Raw genomic sequence first — 17059 nt, 5'->3', positions numbered from 1 at the left:
GACATTACAGATCCCACGAGCCAATGTCGGCGTCGTTGCCTTCACCGCCCGGCTGACCATCTGCACCGTACGAGAATACGTCCACTTCGCCCTTGATGCCGGGCGACAGGTATTGATATGGATTACCCCAAGGATCTTTCGGCAGTTTGTCGATATAACCACCGCTTTTCCAGCCATTGGCGGCCGGGCCGCTGGTCGGTTTGGTGACCAGCGCTTGCAGACCTTGTTCGGTGGTCGGGTAACGCTGGTTGTCCAGTTTGTAGAGCTTGAGCGATTGCATCAGAGTGCCGATGTCCTGGCGTGCCGCTTGAATCCGCGCATCGTCGGTACGCCCCATCAGCTTGGGCACTACCAAAGCAGCCAGAATCCCCATGATCACCACCACCACCATGATTTCAATCAGCGTGAAGCCGCGTTGCACGGCAAGCGCAGAGCGGCGTCGAACGGCAGGGAACATTGGGCTATGCATTTCTTTCCTTATCAAAAAAACCATGAGCATCTTTGGAAAGGGCGATTATATGCCGCAATCCTTGCTTACAAGCATGAGAAACACACAAAATCACACTTAATTCTGTTTGGCGTATTTATCCGGGTTTTGTCACTGGTTTGACACAAAGAAATGATACTACTTCAAACACGTAAGACAACATTGCATCGTCGTGATTAATTCGTGAATGGATTGCAAACGACGCATAAAACAGCTTGCAGACCGCGTTGGTCCATCGGATGATTCAGATAGCCGATTCAAACAGCCTCTTCACGCGGATTGCGCGACAACAGCAGTTCCATCACCGTCCGCAGCGAATCACCGTCGAACAAGACCCCGGCCACCGCGTTAGTGATCGGCATCTCAACCCCGCACTCCTGCGCCAAGGCGCGCACGGCAGCGGCACAACGCACTCCTTCGGCGACATGGCCGAGTTCAGTCACGATGGAGGCCAGCGGTTTGCCTTGCGCCAGGCCTAACCCTACCCTGCGATTGCGTGACAGATCGCCGGTACAGGTCAAGATCAAATCGCCGACGCCGGATAAGCCCATGAAGGTTTCGCTGCGGCCGCCGAGAGCGACGCCAAGCCGGGTAATTTCTGCCAGGCCGCGGGTAATCAAGGCTGCCCGCGCATTCAAGCCGAGGCCAAGGCCGTCGGCGACGCCGGTGGCAATCGCCAGGATATTCTTGACCGCACCGCCGACTTCGACGCCGACCAGGTCGTCAGTGGAATAAACTCTGATATTACCGCCGTGAACCGCTGCCACCACCTGCTCGCACAGTCCCGCGTGAACGCTGGCCACCGACAAGGCGCAAGGCAAGCCGCGCGCGACCTCCTGCGCAAAAGACGGACCGGACAACGCCGCAGCCGGAATCGCATCGCCTAGCACCTGGCGCACAATCTGATGCGGCAGCAAACGGGTGTTTTCTTCGAAACCCTTGCACAGCCAGACGATATTCGGGATAGGGAAAGCCTTCAGTTGCAGGGCCAGTTCGCGCAAACCCGCAACTGACGAAGCGACAATCAGCAATGCTTCCCTCTGGCTCGCCTTGGCCTCGGTAGTCACGTGTGCGACTGCCTGCGCAAAATCGGCGCTGACAGTCAGCATGTCGGGCAAGGCAAAACCGGGGAGGTACGCAGCGTTTTCGCGCTGCGCAGCTGCCGCTGCCATAGTCTCCGGATTACGTCCCCATAGCAGCACATTGTGGCGCTGCGCCAATGCAATCGCCAGCGCGGTACCCCAGGCGCCGGCGCCGAGCACGGTGACATTCATGGCTGGATGCACGGATGAATGCATGGATGGGACGGTGGATTCAGTGGGCACAGGCGGCTATCAAACGTGTAAAAACGAGTAAAACAAAAATCGGCGAGGCAAAACTTGGTCGCCCTTTTAGTCGCCCCATACTTCGGTCGCCTTCACATAGCCGGTCTGGCCATCGCGATGACGTACCTTGGCCCAGCCCGATGCTACCGGATCAACCAGTTCCAGCAACACACCCTTGTCGGCAGTAAATGCGACGGCAGATGTATCGTCCGGATTAGCCCGGATCTTGGCGTTGGCGACGCTGACTTGCAGATTGCGCTTGGCGACCAGGCCCTTGGACTGCAACCACGACAAATCGCCGCTGGCGTCACGCACCTTGGTCCATTCGCCGTAAGTCAACACTACTTCGACCGGCATGCCACGCGGGGCAACCGCTACCCGCCGGCCTTTTTCAGATGGCGCATCGTATAGCACCACCGGCGCCGCACCGACCGACTTGAAGTCAAGTGCGTGGGCAGAACCGGCGACACCGAGCAAGCTTGCCAGCAACAAAGCGGTAGAACCCGCTACGCGTGCAAAATTCATCTATTGCTCTCCAGTTGCGGTAAAACGTCCAGGGTGGACAGCGCCGTTCACGCCCGCCGCCATTTATTTGACGCCAGGCAAGGCAAAACACCGTCGATCCACCCTGCTTGCTGTGCGAAATTAATTAATCGCTGTAGTACCGTCAACCGCGATGCTGTCGCCACTGCCCTTTTGCGCTTGCTCGGCCAGTGCTTGCAGACGTTGTTGGTAGAACACTTCAAAGTTGATTTCGGCCAGGTGAATCGGCGGGAAACCAGCACGGGTGATAGCGTCTGCCAGATTGGCGCGCAGATAAGGATAAACGATGTTCGGGCAGCCGATGCCGAGCAATGGATCCAGTTGTTCGGTCGGGATGTTGCGCAACTCGAAAATACCGGCTTGCTTGCCTTCAACCAGGAACGCTACCTTGTCTTTCACCTTGGCGGTGACGGTAACCGTAACGGTCGACTCGAAAATGCCTTCGGCCAGCGCTTCAGCGCCGACATCAACCGCTACTTCGATTTGCGGAGCATCTTGCTCGAGGAAAATGGCCGGCGAATTCGGTTGCTCAAGCGACAAATCTTTCAGGTAAACGCGTTGAATCTGGAACACCGGTTGTGGTTGTTCAACTTGTTGATTCTCTTCAGCCATGACACTCTTTCAGTTAATTTAAATTAGCCAAATAACAAACACTGCCATCTGGCCGGTTTTTCAGGGTCGCTAGGACAGTCTGCAACAATACCTGAATCGCGGGCGAATTGACAAAAATCAGTAGCCAAGGATTAGTTGCGGAAACCCGGCAGCCGAAAATCAGGCACTTATCAGACACTTCCTAGCAGGGGCTCAAGCTTGCCATCACGATCGAGCGCATGCAAGTCGTCAAAACCGCCAACATGGGTTTCGCCGATATAAATTTGCGGCACCGTGCGGCGTCCGGTCTTTTGCATCATCGTGTCACGCTGCGCCGGATCGAGATCAATCCGGATTTTTTCGATATTTTCCACGCCTTTTGCCTTCAGCAATTGCTCGGCGCGAATGCAATACGGGCACACAGCGGTGCTATACATTACTACTTGGGCGGTCATGATTGTTCCTTGTACTGTACTGGCCGGATCTTGCCATGGATCCCGGCTGTACTATTTGACTATGGATCCCGGCTACGTCATTTGACGGTAGGCAACCCCTGGGTCTGCCAGGCGGCAATACCGCCCTCCAGGTTATAAGCCTGGGTGAAGCCGGCCTGCCCCAGTTGCGCAACGGCTTTGGCCGACTGGCTACCGGTCTGGCACACTACCAAAACGTTCTTTGCTTTAAACTTGTCCAGCTCAGCCATGCGCTGCGGCAAGTCTTTCAAGGGAATATTTTTGGCATCGATCAGGTGAGCGGCGGCAAAAGCAGCGCTGTCGCGGACATCCAGCACCAGTGTTTTACCCTGGTTAATCAGCTGGGTAGCCTGCAAGGTCGAGACCCGGTTACCACGCTTTTGCAACAAAGGCAGCAGCAGCGCGCCACCCGATAAAATTGCTACTGCAAGCAGAAAAATGTTATCAATCAAGAATTTCACAGGGATCCAATGGTATTAGTTAATCCCGCCATTATAAAATAGAAGCTGTGGCGCCATTCAATTCGTATCAGGTCCCTTACAAAAACTTAAAACCTTTAAAACCTTTGCGCCCCGCATTTACCTTATAGTCGCGTCAGAGTCGCGTAAATGGGGAGCCCTTAGCTGAATTCCAATGGCGGACAACAGATTTCTCACTCTTAGCAAATTGCAAACTTACCATGTACAAAATCGTACTAATGCGCCACGGCGAATCCACCTGGAACCTGGCTAACCGCTTCACCGGCTGGGTCGATGTCGACCTGACCGAAAAAGGCGTGGCCGAAGCCCGTCAGGCCGGCCAGCTCCTGCAACAAGCCGGCTTCACTTTCGACCTGGCTTACACTTCCGTATTGAAGCGTGCCATCCGCACCCTGTGGGGCACGCTCGACGAGATGGACCTGATGTGGCTGCCGGTCCGGCACCACTGGCGCCTCAACGAACGCCACTATGGCGCTCTGCAAGGCTTGAACAAGGCGGAAACCGCTGCCAAGTATGGTGATGAACAGGTCATGGTGTGGCGCCGCAGCTACGACACGCCGCCGATGCCGCTGGACGCAGACGATCCGCGCACTTCCTATAACGATCCGCGCTATGCCGGCTTGAAGCGCGAAGAAATCCCGCTGACCGAATGCCTGAAAGATACGGTGGCGCGCGTGTTGCCATTTTGGAATGATGAAATCGCACCGGCCATCCGCAGCGGCAAGCGCATCATCATCTCGGCCCACGGCAATAGCTTGCGCGCCCTGATCAAAATGCTGGACGGCATCAGCGACCAGGATATCGTCGGCCTCAACATTCCCAACGGCCAGCCACTGGTCTATGAACTGGACGCCGATCTGAAGCCGATCAAGAGCTATTACCTTGGCGACCAGGCAGCGATAGCCGCGGCAATGAGCGCCGTCGCCAGCCAGGGGAAAGCGAAATAAATATCTCGCTGGGTAGGCTCCTGAAGCTCCTGACCTTTAGTAAATCCAGTCACGCCATTGGCCGAGCGCCATCAGCGTGGCTGTTGGCGCTGGTGCTTTTGCTGGCTGCAGCGCTGCCGGCGGGCGCCAACGCCGCCCCCAAAATCACTGAACGCAGCAAGCAAAAGCAAGCGGCCGAAGCGCAGCGCGCCGACTTGCGCCAGAAACTGGACAACCTCAAGCGCGACATCAGCCAGACTGAAACCGAGAAAGACAGTGCCAGCGACGCCTTGGCAGACTCCGAAGCGGCGGTCTCCAAGGCTACCCGCTCTTTGCGCGATCTCGGCGCAGAACAACAGCAAACCGAAGCCAGACTGGCCAAACTGGCGAAGCAGCACGATGACTTGAGCAAAACCGTGGCTTTGCAGCAAACGCAGCTAGCTAACTTGCTGCGCCAGCAATACGTTGCCGGCAACGAAGACCGCATCAAGCTGCTGCTGTCGGGCGACAACCCGAATCGCATCAATCGCGATCTGCAATACATGGGCTATGTATCGCAGGCGCAAGTCAAGCTGCTAGAAGCGCTACGTGCCAATCTTGCCGCAGTGGAAGCCAACCAGACCGAGGCCCAGGAAGCCAAGGATGACCTGGACGAAATTGCCCAGGAGCAGCGCGATCAAAAGACTCTGCTGGAAAAAGAAAAGGCCAAGCGCGCCACCCTGCTGACCCAGCTTTCCAGCAAACTAGCCAGCCAGCGCAAGGAAGCCGGCAATATCCAACGCGACGATCAGCGCCTGTCAGGCCTGGTCGACAAGCTGGCGCAACTGATCGAAACGCAAAAGAAAGCCGATGCAGCAGCGGCTGCGGCCCGCGAGAAATTGCGTCAGCAGCAACTGGCTCAGGCGCAAGCCAAGGCCCAGGCAGCGCTTGAACGCCAGCGCCAGCTTGAGCAGCAACGCGCGGCCCAAGCCAGGAAGCCACCCGCCACCGATAACCAGGCGAAGCCTAACCTGGCGGGACCTGGCCCGGCCGCACCGAAAGTACCGAATCCAGATGCAATCGACGACGATCAGCCGCCTCCGGCCGCAGCAACGCCGCCGGCGCCGCTGGCCCGCAACGAGCTGACCCCGCAAGCCGACAGCGTCTACGGCAAGCCGTTCGACTCCCTGCGCGGCCAGCTCAGGCTGCCGGTGCGCGGCGACGTCATGGCACGCTTTGGCAGCAAGCGAGGCGACGGCCCGAGCTGGAAAGGCTTGTTTATCCGTACCCCGGAAGGTAGCGAAGTGAAAGCGGTTGCCGCCGGCCGGGTAGTCTTTGCCGACTGGCTGCGCGGCTTCGGCAACCTGATCATTGTCGATCATGGCAACCAGTACATGACAATTTACGGTAATAATCAGGCATTATTGAAACGTCCCGGAGATGCGGTCAAAACCGGCGACGTGATTGCCAGCGCCGGCAACAGCGGCGGCAATGAACAATCAGGTTTATACTTTGAAATTCGGCATCAAGGCCGTGCGTTTGACCCACTCGGATGGGTAACTACTAGGTGAAACATGGGCAGTAAACTCAAGAATATCGGTCTAATCAGCTTAGGCGTCATTGCAGGGATAGGCGCCTCCATCCAGTTCGATGCGATTGCGCAAAAAAGCGCTGCGGCGCCATTGCCGCTGGAGGAACTGCGGCAACTGGCCGATGTTTTCGGCCTGATCAAGTCCGATTATGTCGAACCGGCCGACGACAAAAAACTGCTGACCGAAGCCATTTCCGGCATGGTAGCCTCGCTCGACCCGCATTCAGCCTATCTGGACAAGAAGGCCTACAAAGAGTTGCGCGAAAGCACCCAAGGTAAATTTGTAGGCTTGGGGATCGAAGTCGGCATGGAAGAGGGTTACATCAAGGTGGTAACGCCGATCGAGGATTCCCCGGCCTATCGCGCCGGCATCAAATCGGGCGATCTGATCACCCGCCTCGACGCTACCCCGGTCAAGGGCCTGACGCTGGACCAGGCGGTCAAGCGCATGCGCGGCGAGCCTAACACCAAGATCACCCTGACCATCACCCGCAAGAATGAAGACAAGCCGTTGATCTTCAGCATCACGCGCCAGGAAATCCGCGTCCAAAGCGTGAAGGCGAAAGTGATTGAACCAGGTTACGCGTGGTTGCGCGTGACCCAGTTTCAGGAACCGACGGTCGACGACATGGCAAAGAAAATTGCCACCATTTATGCGCAAGAACCGAACCTGAAGGGTCTGGTGCTGGACCTGCGTAACGATCCGGGCGGCGTATTGCCGGGCGCGATCGGCGTTTCTGCCGCATTCCTGCCCAAGGATTCGGTAGTGGTCACCACCAACGGCCAGTTGCCAAGCTCGAAGGCTTCGTTCTACGCCAAACGCGAGTACTACGCCAATCCCGGCAATGACCCGCTGGCGCGCCTGCCTGAAGCGTTGAAGAAAGTACCGATGGTGGTATTGGTCAACACCGGTTCCGCCTCGGCGTCGGAAATCGTGGCCGGCGCCTTGCAAGACTATAAGCGCGCCACCATCATGGGCACGCAAACCTTCGGCAAGGGCTCGGTACAGTCGGTAATCGCCTTGCCGCCGGACCGCAACACCGCGGTCAAGCTGACCACCGCCCGTTACTACACGCCGAACGGCCGCTCGATTCAAGCCAGAGGTATCGTGCCGGATGTGATGGTGGATGAATATGCCGACGGTGACGGCTTGAACGGCCTGCGCCTGCGCGAAGCCGACCTTACCAAGCATCTGAGCAACGATACCGACAAGCGCCCTGAAGTGACTACGCCTAAGGTCGACGAACTGGAAGAAGCGCAGCGCATTGCCGCAGCCGAAAAGAAGCGCAAGCCATTGGAATTCGGTAGCAAGGACGATTTCCAGCTGGCACAGGCGCTGAACCAGTTGAAGGGCCTGCCGGTGCAAGTGTCCAAGGTGAAACCGGAAATCCGCTCGGAAACCGACAAGGACGACAAAGCAACCAAAGATGACAAGCCAGTGCCAGCCGAGGACGGCGTCATCAAGAAGGACCTGATGAAGAACGAGAAAAAATAATCGTTTTTCACGCTACACTAAGGCCGCAGCGATGCGGCCTTTTTTTGTCCCCGCGTTATGGCCCCGGGCGCTTGCTTGACGTCGCGGTGAAATTTTCGGAATATAGTTTTATCTATTTGACAGCGTCCTATGAACGACCAGCAATTACTCCGCTATTCGCGCCACATCCTGCTTGATGATATCGACATAGACGGCCAGGAAAAATTTCTGGCGGCGCATGCGCTGATCATCGGCGCCGGCGGCCTCGGCTCGCCGGTGGCGATGTATCTGGCGTCGGCCGGCGTCGGCCGCATCACGCTGGTGGATAACGACAGCGTCGACCTCACCAATCTGCAACGGCAAATCCTGCATACCAGCGAGCGCGTCGGCCAGGCCAAGGTCGCCTCCGGCAAAACCGCGATGACGCAAATCAATCCGGATATCCAGGTCATCGCATTAGCCGAGCGTGCTGACGCAGCGCGCCTCGCTCAGTTGATCAGCGACGCCGATGTGGTCATCGACTGCAGCGACAACTTCGCAACGCGGCAGGCAATCAACCGGGCCTGTGTCGCGCATCAGGTGCCATTGGTCTCCGGTGCGGCGATCCGGTTCGACGGCCAGATCAGCGTATTCGATTCCCGCGACGCCAGCTCGCCCTGCTATGCCTGCCTGTTTCCGCCAGACCGCGAGTTCGAAGAAATTGCCTGCTCCACCATGGGTGTGTTCGCGCCGCTGGTCGGTATCATCGGCAGCATGCAGGCAGCGGAAGCGCTCAAGCTGATTGCCGGCATTGGTACTTCATTGTCCGGATTCCTGCTGATGCTGGATGCACGCAGCATGGAATGGACCCGTATCGGCGTCGCCCGCGATGCCGCTTGCCCGGTATGCGGGAAGCACGACTGCGCTTAAATAGATCCCCGCACTGGCGGGGACCAAATACCCAACTACCGTCAGGCGCTATGCAAAGCACGCACAGCAGGCGGCACAGCTTTCAAAACCCGTAATTTCTGGATGACGTCCGCACAAGCGCGGGCAGCCTCGGCACCCTTCACCAGGAAATGCTCGAAGAAGTATTTCTGATGTTCTTCACCGGCGTGGAAATGATGCGGGGTCAATACCGCTGACAACACCGGCACGGAGGTTTCCAGTTGTACCAGCATCAAAGCGTTAATCACCGCCTGCGCCACGAATTCATGGCGATAGATACCGCCGTCCACCACCAGCCCGGTAGCCACGACAGCAGCGTATCGGCCGCTGTTGGCCAGCAATTTGGCATGCAGGGGAATCTCGAAGGCGCCGGCGACTTCGAAGAAATCGATGTCTTGCTCGGCATAGCCGGCTTTGGCGATTTCGGCAATGAAGCCGATCCGGCACTGATCCACGATGTCGCGATGCCAGCCGGCCTGGATGAAAGCGATGCGCTCACCGGCTGCGGCGCCAGGCGTTTTTGTTTTGATATCGACTGCTTGATTGTGCTGCTGTTGCATTTGAAGACTCCTGTTTAGAAAATAAAACAGGGCGTGTCGGATCGAAAGGAAGCGAGAATTTATACGGAATCCATCGGCATCGCCGGCCGATAGCAACGGCGCTGCCGCTGCCTCAGCAGAAGACACTGATCAATTCCTGACAACTACTGCGCAACCTGTTCTCTCTTTATCCGGACTATACCGTCGGCCCCGGGATCACACCGGGTCTGCTGACCTTGCCGCGGATACCGCAACAAGCGCTCGCGGGCTATGCGCATTGCACGCAATTACCGCCGGTGGGGAATCGCACCCCGCCCTGAGAACGTATCACTCAATTTACTACTTGATTTACTGAGCGAGCAGAGAATTTATCACAGAAGCGACGGCGCTGCAGAAGCCGCCCAAATCCCGGCAGTGCAGCCTCAACCGGCTTTCTTCGCCAGTCCGAGATAGGTATCGATCACTTTAGGATCGTGTGCCAACTCTGCAGCCGGCCCCTGCAGCACCATATCGCCGGTTTCCAGCACATAGGCATAGTCGGCAGCCTGCAAAGCGGCGCGCGCGTTTTGCTCAACCAGCAAGATGGCTACGCCGGTCTGTTTCAAGCGCACGATGATGTGGAATATCTCTTTCACGATCAGCGGCGCCAGGCCGAGGCTAGGCTCGTCCAGCATCAGCAATTGCGGCTTGGCCATCAACGCCCTTCCAAGCGCCAGCATTTGCCGTTCGCCGCCGGACAGGCTGCCGGCCTGCTGCTTGCGCCGTTCCTGCAAGCGCGGGAACAAGTCGTACACCACCGCCATCTGATCGGCATAAGCGCGGTCGCCGGCTTTGTAACGGCGGTAGCTGCCCAGCAGTAAATTGTCTTGTACCGTCATGCTGGCAAACAGTTCACGCGTTTCCGGCACCAGGCACATGCCGCGCGCAACCCGTGTTTCGATCGCTACGCCGTCGAGATCCTGATCCAGCAAGCTGACCTTGCCGCGCACGCTGCCGTTGTTCGCGTTGTTGTTCATCGTGCCGGCGATCGCATTCAGCATCGTCGATTTGCCGGCGCCGTTGGGGCCGATCACGGTCACTATCTGACCGGCGCCAACCCGCAAGTTAGCGCCATGCAAAGCCTCGACCTTGCCGTAAGCAACATGCAAGTCAACCACATCGAGCACCGGCGCTGGAATGGCAGCAGAATTATTCATCGATGCCTCCCAGATAGGCTTCCAGCACCGCCGGGTCTTGTTGTATTTCGGCCGGCAAGCCTTGTGCGATCTTGCTGCCGAATTCCATCACCACCAGATGGTCCGTCAGGTTCATGACAAAATCCATATCGTGCTCTACCAGCAAAATGCTCATCCCTTCCGCCTTCAGCTTGCGCAGCAATTCGGCCAGCGCCAGCTTCTCTTGATAACGCAAACCCGCCGCCGGCTCATCCAGTAACAGCAGGGTCGGATCACAGCACAGTGCGCGGGCGATTTCCAGAATCCGCTGCTGGCCGAGCGCCAGGCTGCCGGCCTCTTCATACAGCAAATGCCCGAGTCCGACGCGCTCCAATTGTTTTTTCGCTTCAAACAGCAAAGTCTGTTCTTCACTGCGATTGAGCCGCAACAGGCTGCGCGCAATGCCGATCACATCGTTGCGATGATCCCGCAGATGCGCGCCGATGGCGACGTTTTCAAGCACCGTCATACTGCTCATCAGCCGCACATGCTGGAAGGTGCGGGCGATGCCGCGCGCGACGATCTGGCGTGACGGCAATCCGGAGATGCGCTGCAATTCACTCTGCGCACGGAATTTGATCGAGCCGCTGGTCAACGGCAGGACGCCCGTCACCAGATTGAACATGGTCGATTTTCCGGCGCCATTGGGACCGATCAAGCCGACGATTTCTCCCGCCCTGACGCTAAAGCTCATGTCGTTGACCGCCACCAGGCCGCCGAATTCCTTACGCGCGCTTTCGATTTCCAGCACCACGTCGGCATCCGCATGCCTTGCTCGGATAGGCAATGCTGCAGCCGTTTGCGGTGCCAGCGCTGTCGGCTTGCCTGGCATCCATCTGCGCAGATACGGCCACAAACCGTCGCGTGCGCGCTGTAGCAACAACAGCATCAGGATACCGAAGACAATGGTTTCGAAATTACCGTTGGCGCCCAGCAGCTTCGGCAGCAGAGATTGCAACTGATCCTTCAGCAGGGTCAGCAATGCCGACCCGAGAATCGCGCCCCACACATAACCGGCGCCGCCCACCACCGCCATGAACAAGTATTCGATACCGGCGTTGAGGCCGAACGGCGTCGGACTTACCGACCGTTGCAGATGCGCATACAACCAGCCGGAGACGCTGGCCAGCAATGCCGCCAGCACAAAGATCAGCACTTTTATCCAGGTCGTGTTGACGCCCATTGCTTCGGCCATCACGGCGCCGCCGTTGAGTGCGCGGATAGCGCGGCCCGAACGCGAGTTCAACAAATTCTGCAACCCGATCAGCGCCACCAGCAAGATCGCCCAAATCAGATAAAACATCTTGCGGCCGCTATCGAGATCGATGCCAAACAGGTTAAGCGCAGGGATGCCGTTCAAGCCATCGTATTTGCCAAGGAACTCCAGGTTGCCGAACAAGAAATACAGCGACAGCGCCCAGGCGATTGTGCCGAGCGGCAGATAGTGGCCGGACAAGCGCATCGTAATCGCACCGATCGCCAGCGCCGCCAGCGTCGTCACGCACAAGCCGGCCAGCAAGCCTAGCCAGGGCGACAGTCCGAACTGGGTGCTCAGATATGCCGTGGAATAGGCGCCCAGGCCGACAAAAGCCGCCTGGCCGAAAGAAGTCAGCCCACCCACTCCGGTCAGCAGTACCAGCCCCAACGCCACAATCGCGTACAACCCGATGTAGTTAGCCAGCGTGATCCAGAATTCCGGTGTCGGCAAGATCGGCAGCAAGGCGAGAATCGCCACGAAACCAATCAACGGCAAATTATGAAGGGAGAAAGAAGAGAATTTTGGCATCACTGATCCTCCTCATCCATGTGCTTGCTGGTCAGCGAACGCCATAACAGCACCGGGATGATCAGCGTAAACACGATCACTTCCTTGAAGGCGCTGGCCCAGAATGAGGAGTACGATTCCAGCAAACCCACCAGCAAAGCACCGGCAGCGGCAATCGGATAGCTGCCGAGACCACCGATGATGGCGCCGACAAAACCTTTCAAGCCGATCAGGAAGCCGCTGTCGTAATACACGGTGGTCAACGGCGCGATCAGGATGCCGCACAATGCCCCCAATGCAGCGGCCAGCGTGAATGCCAGGCGCCCTGCTTGCGTGGTACCGATGCCGACCAGGCGCGCACCGAGCCGATTGACGGCAGTGGCGCGCAAAGCCTTGCCGGACAAGGTGCGCTCGAAGTAGAGGTAGAGTGCAACAATCAATAGCAGCGAGACGACGATGATCACGCAGCTCTGGCCGGAAATGGTCAAGCCGCCGATCTCGAAACGCGCATCGGAAAACGGCGTGGTGCGCGAACCTTCGGCGCCAAACATCAGCAGGCCGATGCCGATCAAAGCGTAATGCACCGCTACCGATACAATCAGCAAGACCAGTGTGCTGGCTTCCGCCAGCGGCTGGAATGCCAACCGATAAATCATCGGCCCCATCGGCACCACGATCAGCAGAGTCAGCAGGACTTGCAATGGCATCGCCAGGGTGGCATGGCCGTACCAGCGAGTGACGGCATAGATCGCCACAGGCAACAGCACGAACTTCAGCAGCGCCACGCCGATCCGCCGGATTTTGCGGCTTTCGCCGTTGTGGCCGAACGCTACGGTCGCAGCTTCCTGGACAAAACTGAGTATGCCAAGCGTCACCAGCAGCGTTGCCGATAACGGGAATTTATCGGCCTGGATCGCCGCCAGTGTCAAGGCGCCGAAGGCAACGAATTCACCCTGGGGGATAAAGATGACACGGGTTACCGAAAATACCAGCACCAGGGCCAGTGCCAGCAGTGCATACACGGCACCGCTGGTGATGCCATCCTGAGCCAGGATGGCGGCAATTGAAAGATCCATAGATTCTACTGTGTTGCGTCTACTGCGCAGCGCCTATCAGTTTCCACTTGCCGTTAACGATCTCTACCATCACGCGCGAACGCTGATCGAAACCGACGTGATCGGTCGGGCTCATGTTCACGATGCCTTGCGATACCGGCAGATTCTTGATGGCTTCGATAGCGTCGCGCAGCGCGGCGCGGAATTCCGAGGTTCCCGGATGTCCTTTTTTCAGCGCTGACGGTGCGGCGGCACCGAGCAACATGCCCGCATCCCAGGCGTGTCCGCCGAAGGTTGAAATGCTACCGACGCCGTAGGCCTTTTCGTAGGCGCTGCGATAAGCCATGGCCGATTTCTTGACAGGATTGCTGTCCGGCAGTTGCTCGGCTACCAGCAACGGTCCGGCCGGCAGGAAGGTGCCTTCGCAATCCTTGCCGCAGACGCGCAGGAAGTCGTTGTTGGCGACACCGTGAGTCTGATAAATCTTGCCTTTGTAACCGCGCTCTTTCAATGTCTTTTGCGGCAGGGCTGCCGGGGTTCCGGCGCCAGCGATCAGAATCGCGTCAGGATTGGCGCTGACCATCTTCAGCACTTGCCCGGTGACCGAAGTGTCGTTACGAGCGAAGCGTTCGTTGGCGACAATCTTGATCTTGCGCAGCTCGGCCAGCTTGGAAAATTCGCGATACCAGCCTTCGCCATAGGCATCCGAGAAACCGATAAAAGCCACGCTCTTGATACCGGCGTCGGCCATATGGGCGATGATCGCGGTCGCCATGTGCGAATCGTTTTGCGGCGTCTTGAAAATCCAGCGGCGCTTGGCGTCTACCGGCTCGATCAGCGAAGCCGAAGCTGCCATCGAAATCATCGGCGTGCCTGACTCTGCGGCGACATCGCTCATCGCCAGCGAACCTGGGACCGCGGTCGAACCGATCAACAGGTCGACCTTTTCTTCACTGATCAGCTTGCGTGCATTCTTGACGGCGGTGGTGCTGTCGGTGGCATCGTCGAGCACGAAGTATTGCACTTTCTGGCCAGCGATTTCTTTCGGCAGCAGAGCAAAGGTATTTTTTTCCGGGATGCCCAGCGAGGCTGCGGGCCCGGTAGCGGAAACGCTCACGCCGACCTTGATCTGGGCGATGGCGCTGCCATAGGCGGCCACCAGCGCGACAGTCATTACTGCGGAAAGGGTGGTCCTCAACCATGTTTTTTTCATTGAATCTGCTCCATTTTTTTAAAGATATCGATAGTGATAGCTATCGATTTGGTGTTAGTCGATTAGTTAGCTGGCCAGTTAGTCAAACCAGCATCAACGCAATTTGTTGCGCGGCGTCCTCGCCCGGCTTGTGCTGGAAGCGGCTTTTGGCAAAGCGCTGCCAGCGTCCCAGCACGAAGCTGGTCAGTATGTTGGCGCGTAACGCTGTTTCCGCTTCATTCGCTTCCCCTTGCGACGCGGCGATCCGCAGCGCCTGCTTCAACGCCAGTTCGATGCGGTCGACGAATTGATTCATGCGCAATTGCAAGCGCTCATCCTCATTGATCAGCGCATCGCCGATCATGACCCGGGTCATGCCTGGATTGCGTTCGGCAAAATTGAGCAGCATCAGTGCAATCGCCTGTGCCTGATGCAAGCCTTTTTCCTGTTGTTCTGTAATCTGGTTGACCAGGCCGAAGACGCTGCTCTCGATAAAATCGATCAGGCCTTCGAACATCTGCGCCTTGCTGGCGAAGTGCCGATACAGCGCCGCCTCCGATACCTCGATCTTGGCCGCCAGCGCGGCGGTGGTGATCTTTTCGCCCTTGGGCTGTTCCAGCATGGTGGCCAAGGTTTGCAGAATCTGGAGTTTGCGCTCGCCGGGTTTTGTAGTTGCCATGATTTTTATTTTAGTAATGATGGAAAAAAACTGCGCTTGCTCCCTGCTCAAGCGGCTTCAGTTGTTTCAGTTGCGTGATTCAGTTACTACAGCGCGGCTTCCCCGCCGCTTTCTGCCCTTCGTGAGCAAATCGCCTCAACGCAAGCGGTGCAGATTCCGTGCTAGCTGTCGCACCGATTTTACTTTGACATCGACGTATTTGGGGCGCTTTATCACATTTGACTGGTCAGCCAGGTATTGCGTGACCCAAGCCGTGCGCATACCGACCCATTTGGCCGCCTTGAGCGTAGCAATCGTGTCTTCCACTAAAATGCAGCGCCGCGCCGGGATTTTTTCCCTTGCCAGCAGCTGGCGCAACAGGTGGCGAGACGGTTTCGGCCGCAGCTGCCGGTGGACATGCATGGATTCGATTGAAATATGTTTACCGAAATGGCGCTGCAGGCGCAGGTGGCGCATGACGTCGCCCGAGTAACGCAACGGTGCATTGGTCAGCAGGATCTTCCGCCCCGGTAGACGCTTGAGCAAATTGATCAGACCGCGCTCGGCCCGGATCATGCTCTGCAGATCGTCAAACCGGTGCGCTTCGCGCAGGAAATCCTCGGGCCGCACCTGATGATGCTTGACCAGGCCCAGCAAGGTCGCGCCGTAGCGCCGCCAATAAGCCTCGCGGGCGGCATTGACCGTGGCGGCATCGGCATCGACGCCGCCGCTGCCCAGGGTGCGCGCCATGAAGGCGTTCATATTGTCGTGAATCGCCGGGAAAATTGCGTGCGATGCGTTGTGCAGGGTATTGTCCAGATCGAACAGCCAGAGCGCTGTAGTATTCGTTACCATTGTGCCGAGAATTGCATTCGCTATATTAAGGATTACCAAGGAGAAAGTGTGCTTCGTCAGATTATAGTGACATTGTGCTGGTTGCCGCTGAGCCTGCTTGCCCTGGCCAGCCAGGCCGGCGCCGTCGAGCCTGCTGCAGCGCAAGCCGGAGCTGTGCCCGCGCGCCAGGGCGGCGCCATGTTCAAGATACAGCGCGCCGGTCAAAGCGCCTACGTATTCGGCACCATCCATGTCGGCCGCGCCGACTTTTACCCCTTCGATGACAAAGTCTTGCTAGCGTTGCAACATTCTACATCCGTTGCATTGGAAATCGATCCGGGCAATACGCAGGGATTAGCCGCCCTGATGACCAGGTACGGTACCTATGCCGATGGTAAATCGCTGACGCAGGAACTGCCGCAACCTTTGCAGCAGCAACTCAATCCACTGCTGGAAAAATACGGCCTGACGCCTGCTGCCGTGGCAAACATGAAACCATGGCTGCTGGCGACCGTACTGGGCATCAGCGAATACACCTATCAGGGCTACCTGCCGCAGTACGGCGTCGACAGCACATTGGCGGCTTTTGCGAAAAGCCACGGCAAACCTCTGGTTGAACTGGAAACCGCCGAACGGCAATTGTCCTTGCTAGGCAAACTGACTTCAACCGAACAGCTGCAGTTCCTGCAAGACAGCATCGACGAAATACAAGATCCCGAAAAAGCGCAACGTTCACTGCAATTGATCACGCTGTGGCGCGATGGCGATGTCGAGGGCTTGACCGCCATGCTGGCGGAACTGACCAGCGACGATACTTTCACTGGCAAATTCGTGCAGCGCGCCTTGCTCGATGAGCGTAATCCTGGCCTGGCAGACGGCATCGCCAAACTGGCGAGCACGACGCCGCATCCTTTCGTCGGCATCGGCATGCTGCACCTGGTGGGCAAAAACAGCGTGCTGGCGATACTGCGACAGCGCGGCTATACGGTAACCCGAATTTATTAAGT

General features: G+C 57.6%; 18 protein-coding genes and 1 riboswitch. Of the genes, 5 read left to right on the top strand and 13 right to left on the bottom strand.

From position 1 onward, the window contains the following. Window positions 1–4: 4 nt before the first annotated feature. The 6 genes from gspG to KHU29_RS09020 all read right to left on the bottom strand — a co-directional run bounded on the left by gspG (window position 5) and on the right by KHU29_RS09020 (window position 3880). The gene (gene gspG / locus KHU29_RS09045) at window positions 5–469 is read right to left on the bottom strand and encodes a type II secretion system major pseudopilin GspG (protein ID WP_246541732.1); all 465 of its coding nucleotides are present in this window, start codon (window positions 467–469) and stop codon (window positions 5–7) included. A 275-nt stretch (window positions 470–744) separates the two neighbouring features. Beyond that, window positions 745–1761, bottom strand: a complete 1017-nt coding sequence (locus KHU29_RS09040) for an NAD(P)H-dependent glycerol-3-phosphate dehydrogenase (protein ID WP_211452531.1) — start codon at window positions 1759–1761, stop codon at window positions 745–747. A 117-nt stretch (window positions 1762–1878) separates the two neighbouring features. Next, window positions 1879–2337 (bottom strand): SH3 domain-containing protein, encoded by a 459-nt coding sequence (locus KHU29_RS09035; protein WP_211452474.1) that lies wholly within the window; start codon window positions 2335–2337, stop codon window positions 1879–1881. 120 nt (window positions 2338–2457) lie between these two features. Next, window positions 2458–2967 (bottom strand): protein-export chaperone SecB, encoded by a 510-nt coding sequence (secB, locus tag KHU29_RS09030; protein ID WP_092433689.1) that lies wholly within the window; start codon window positions 2965–2967, stop codon window positions 2458–2460. Window positions 2968–3137: 170 nt separating this feature from the next. Then, window positions 3138–3401, bottom strand: a complete 264-nt coding sequence (gene grxC / locus KHU29_RS09025) for a glutaredoxin 3 (RefSeq protein WP_211452473.1) — start codon at window positions 3399–3401, stop codon at window positions 3138–3140. 77 nt (window positions 3402–3478) lie between these two features. Next, window positions 3479–3880, bottom strand: coding sequence for a rhodanese-like domain-containing protein (locus tag KHU29_RS09020; RefSeq protein WP_211452472.1), 402 nt, complete (start codon window positions 3878–3880; stop codon window positions 3479–3481). 218 nt (window positions 3881–4098) lie between these two features. Between KHU29_RS09020 and gpmA the strand changes: the two genes are divergently transcribed. From gpmA to KHU29_RS09000, 4 genes are all read left to right on the top strand, one after another. Then, the gene (gpmA, locus tag KHU29_RS09015) at window positions 4099–4845 is read left to right on the top strand and encodes a 2,3-diphosphoglycerate-dependent phosphoglycerate mutase (protein ID WP_211452471.1); all 747 of its coding nucleotides are present in this window, start codon (window positions 4099–4101) and stop codon (window positions 4843–4845) included. A gap of 80 nt (window positions 4846–4925) precedes the next feature. Then, the gene (locus KHU29_RS09010; RefSeq protein WP_211452530.1) at window positions 4926–6374 is read left to right on the top strand and encodes a murein hydrolase activator EnvC family protein; all 1449 of its coding nucleotides are present in this window, start codon (window positions 4926–4928) and stop codon (window positions 6372–6374) included. A 3-nt stretch (window positions 6375–6377) separates the two neighbouring features. Continuing rightward, a complete protein-coding gene (locus KHU29_RS09005) occupies window positions 6378–7889 on the top strand; it encodes a S41 family peptidase (RefSeq protein WP_211452470.1) in 1512 nt (503 codons plus the stop codon). 129 nt (window positions 7890–8018) lie between these two features. Further along, window positions 8019–8777 carry a HesA/MoeB/ThiF family protein gene (locus KHU29_RS09000; RefSeq protein ID WP_211452469.1) on the top strand — a complete coding sequence of 253 codons (759 nt, stop codon included), beginning with the start codon at window positions 8019–8021 and terminating at the stop codon, window positions 8775–8777. Between the two features lie 41 nt (window positions 8778–8818). Here KHU29_RS09000 and KHU29_RS08995 read toward each other — a convergent pair whose 3' ends face one another. The 7 genes from KHU29_RS08995 to KHU29_RS08965 all read right to left on the bottom strand — a co-directional run bounded on the left by KHU29_RS08995 (window position 8819) and on the right by KHU29_RS08965 (window position 16073). Further along, window positions 8819–9355, bottom strand: a complete 537-nt coding sequence (locus KHU29_RS08995) for a 6,7-dimethyl-8-ribityllumazine synthase (protein ID WP_211452468.1) — start codon at window positions 9353–9355, stop codon at window positions 8819–8821. Window positions 9356–9508: 153 nt separating this feature from the next. Further along, window positions 9509–9662: riboswitch (FMN riboswitch) on the bottom strand. A gap of 94 nt (window positions 9663–9756) precedes the next feature. Beyond that, complete coding sequence (locus KHU29_RS08990; protein ID WP_211452467.1) at window positions 9757–10530, bottom strand: ABC transporter ATP-binding protein; 774 nt, start codon at window positions 10528–10530, stop codon at window positions 9757–9759. Next, a complete protein-coding gene (locus KHU29_RS08985) occupies window positions 10523–12334 on the bottom strand; it encodes a branched-chain amino acid ABC transporter ATP-binding protein/permease (RefSeq protein WP_211452466.1) in 1812 nt (603 codons plus the stop codon). Before KHU29_RS08985 ends, KHU29_RS08990 begins: the two co-directional genes overlap by 8 nt. Next, the gene (locus KHU29_RS08980; RefSeq protein WP_211452465.1) at window positions 12334–13389 is read right to left on the bottom strand and encodes a branched-chain amino acid ABC transporter permease; all 1056 of its coding nucleotides are present in this window, start codon (window positions 13387–13389) and stop codon (window positions 12334–12336) included. Before KHU29_RS08980 ends, KHU29_RS08985 begins: the two co-directional genes overlap by 1 nt. Before the next feature lie 19 nt (window positions 13390–13408). Then, entirely contained in the window at window positions 13409–14542 is a 1134-nt protein-coding gene (locus KHU29_RS08975; RefSeq protein ID WP_425514459.1) for an ABC transporter substrate-binding protein, read from the bottom strand. Between the two features lie 121 nt (window positions 14543–14663). Further along, window positions 14664–15239, bottom strand: a complete 576-nt coding sequence (gene slmA, locus KHU29_RS08970) for a nucleoid occlusion factor SlmA (RefSeq protein ID WP_211452463.1) — start codon at window positions 15237–15239, stop codon at window positions 14664–14666. Window positions 15240–15374: 135 nt separating this feature from the next. Further along, window positions 15375–16073, bottom strand: coding sequence for an HAD-IA family hydrolase (locus KHU29_RS08965; protein WP_211452462.1), 699 nt, complete (start codon window positions 16071–16073; stop codon window positions 15375–15377). A 48-nt stretch (window positions 16074–16121) separates the two neighbouring features. On the opposite strand from KHU29_RS08965, the gene KHU29_RS08960 reads away from it, so the two are divergent. Then, the gene (locus tag KHU29_RS08960; protein ID WP_211452461.1) at window positions 16122–17057 is read left to right on the top strand and encodes a TraB/GumN family protein; all 936 of its coding nucleotides are present in this window, start codon (window positions 16122–16124) and stop codon (window positions 17055–17057) included. The last annotated feature ends 2 nt before the right edge of the window (window positions 17058–17059 follow it).

The organism is Collimonas antrihumi, assembly GCF_018304965.1.
GTDB lineage: Bacteria > Pseudomonadota > Gammaproteobacteria > Burkholderiales > Burkholderiaceae_D > Collimonas > Collimonas antrihumi.
The sequence above is the reverse complement of the archived record's forward strand: the minus strand, read 5'-3'. Positions and strand labels throughout refer to the sequence as shown.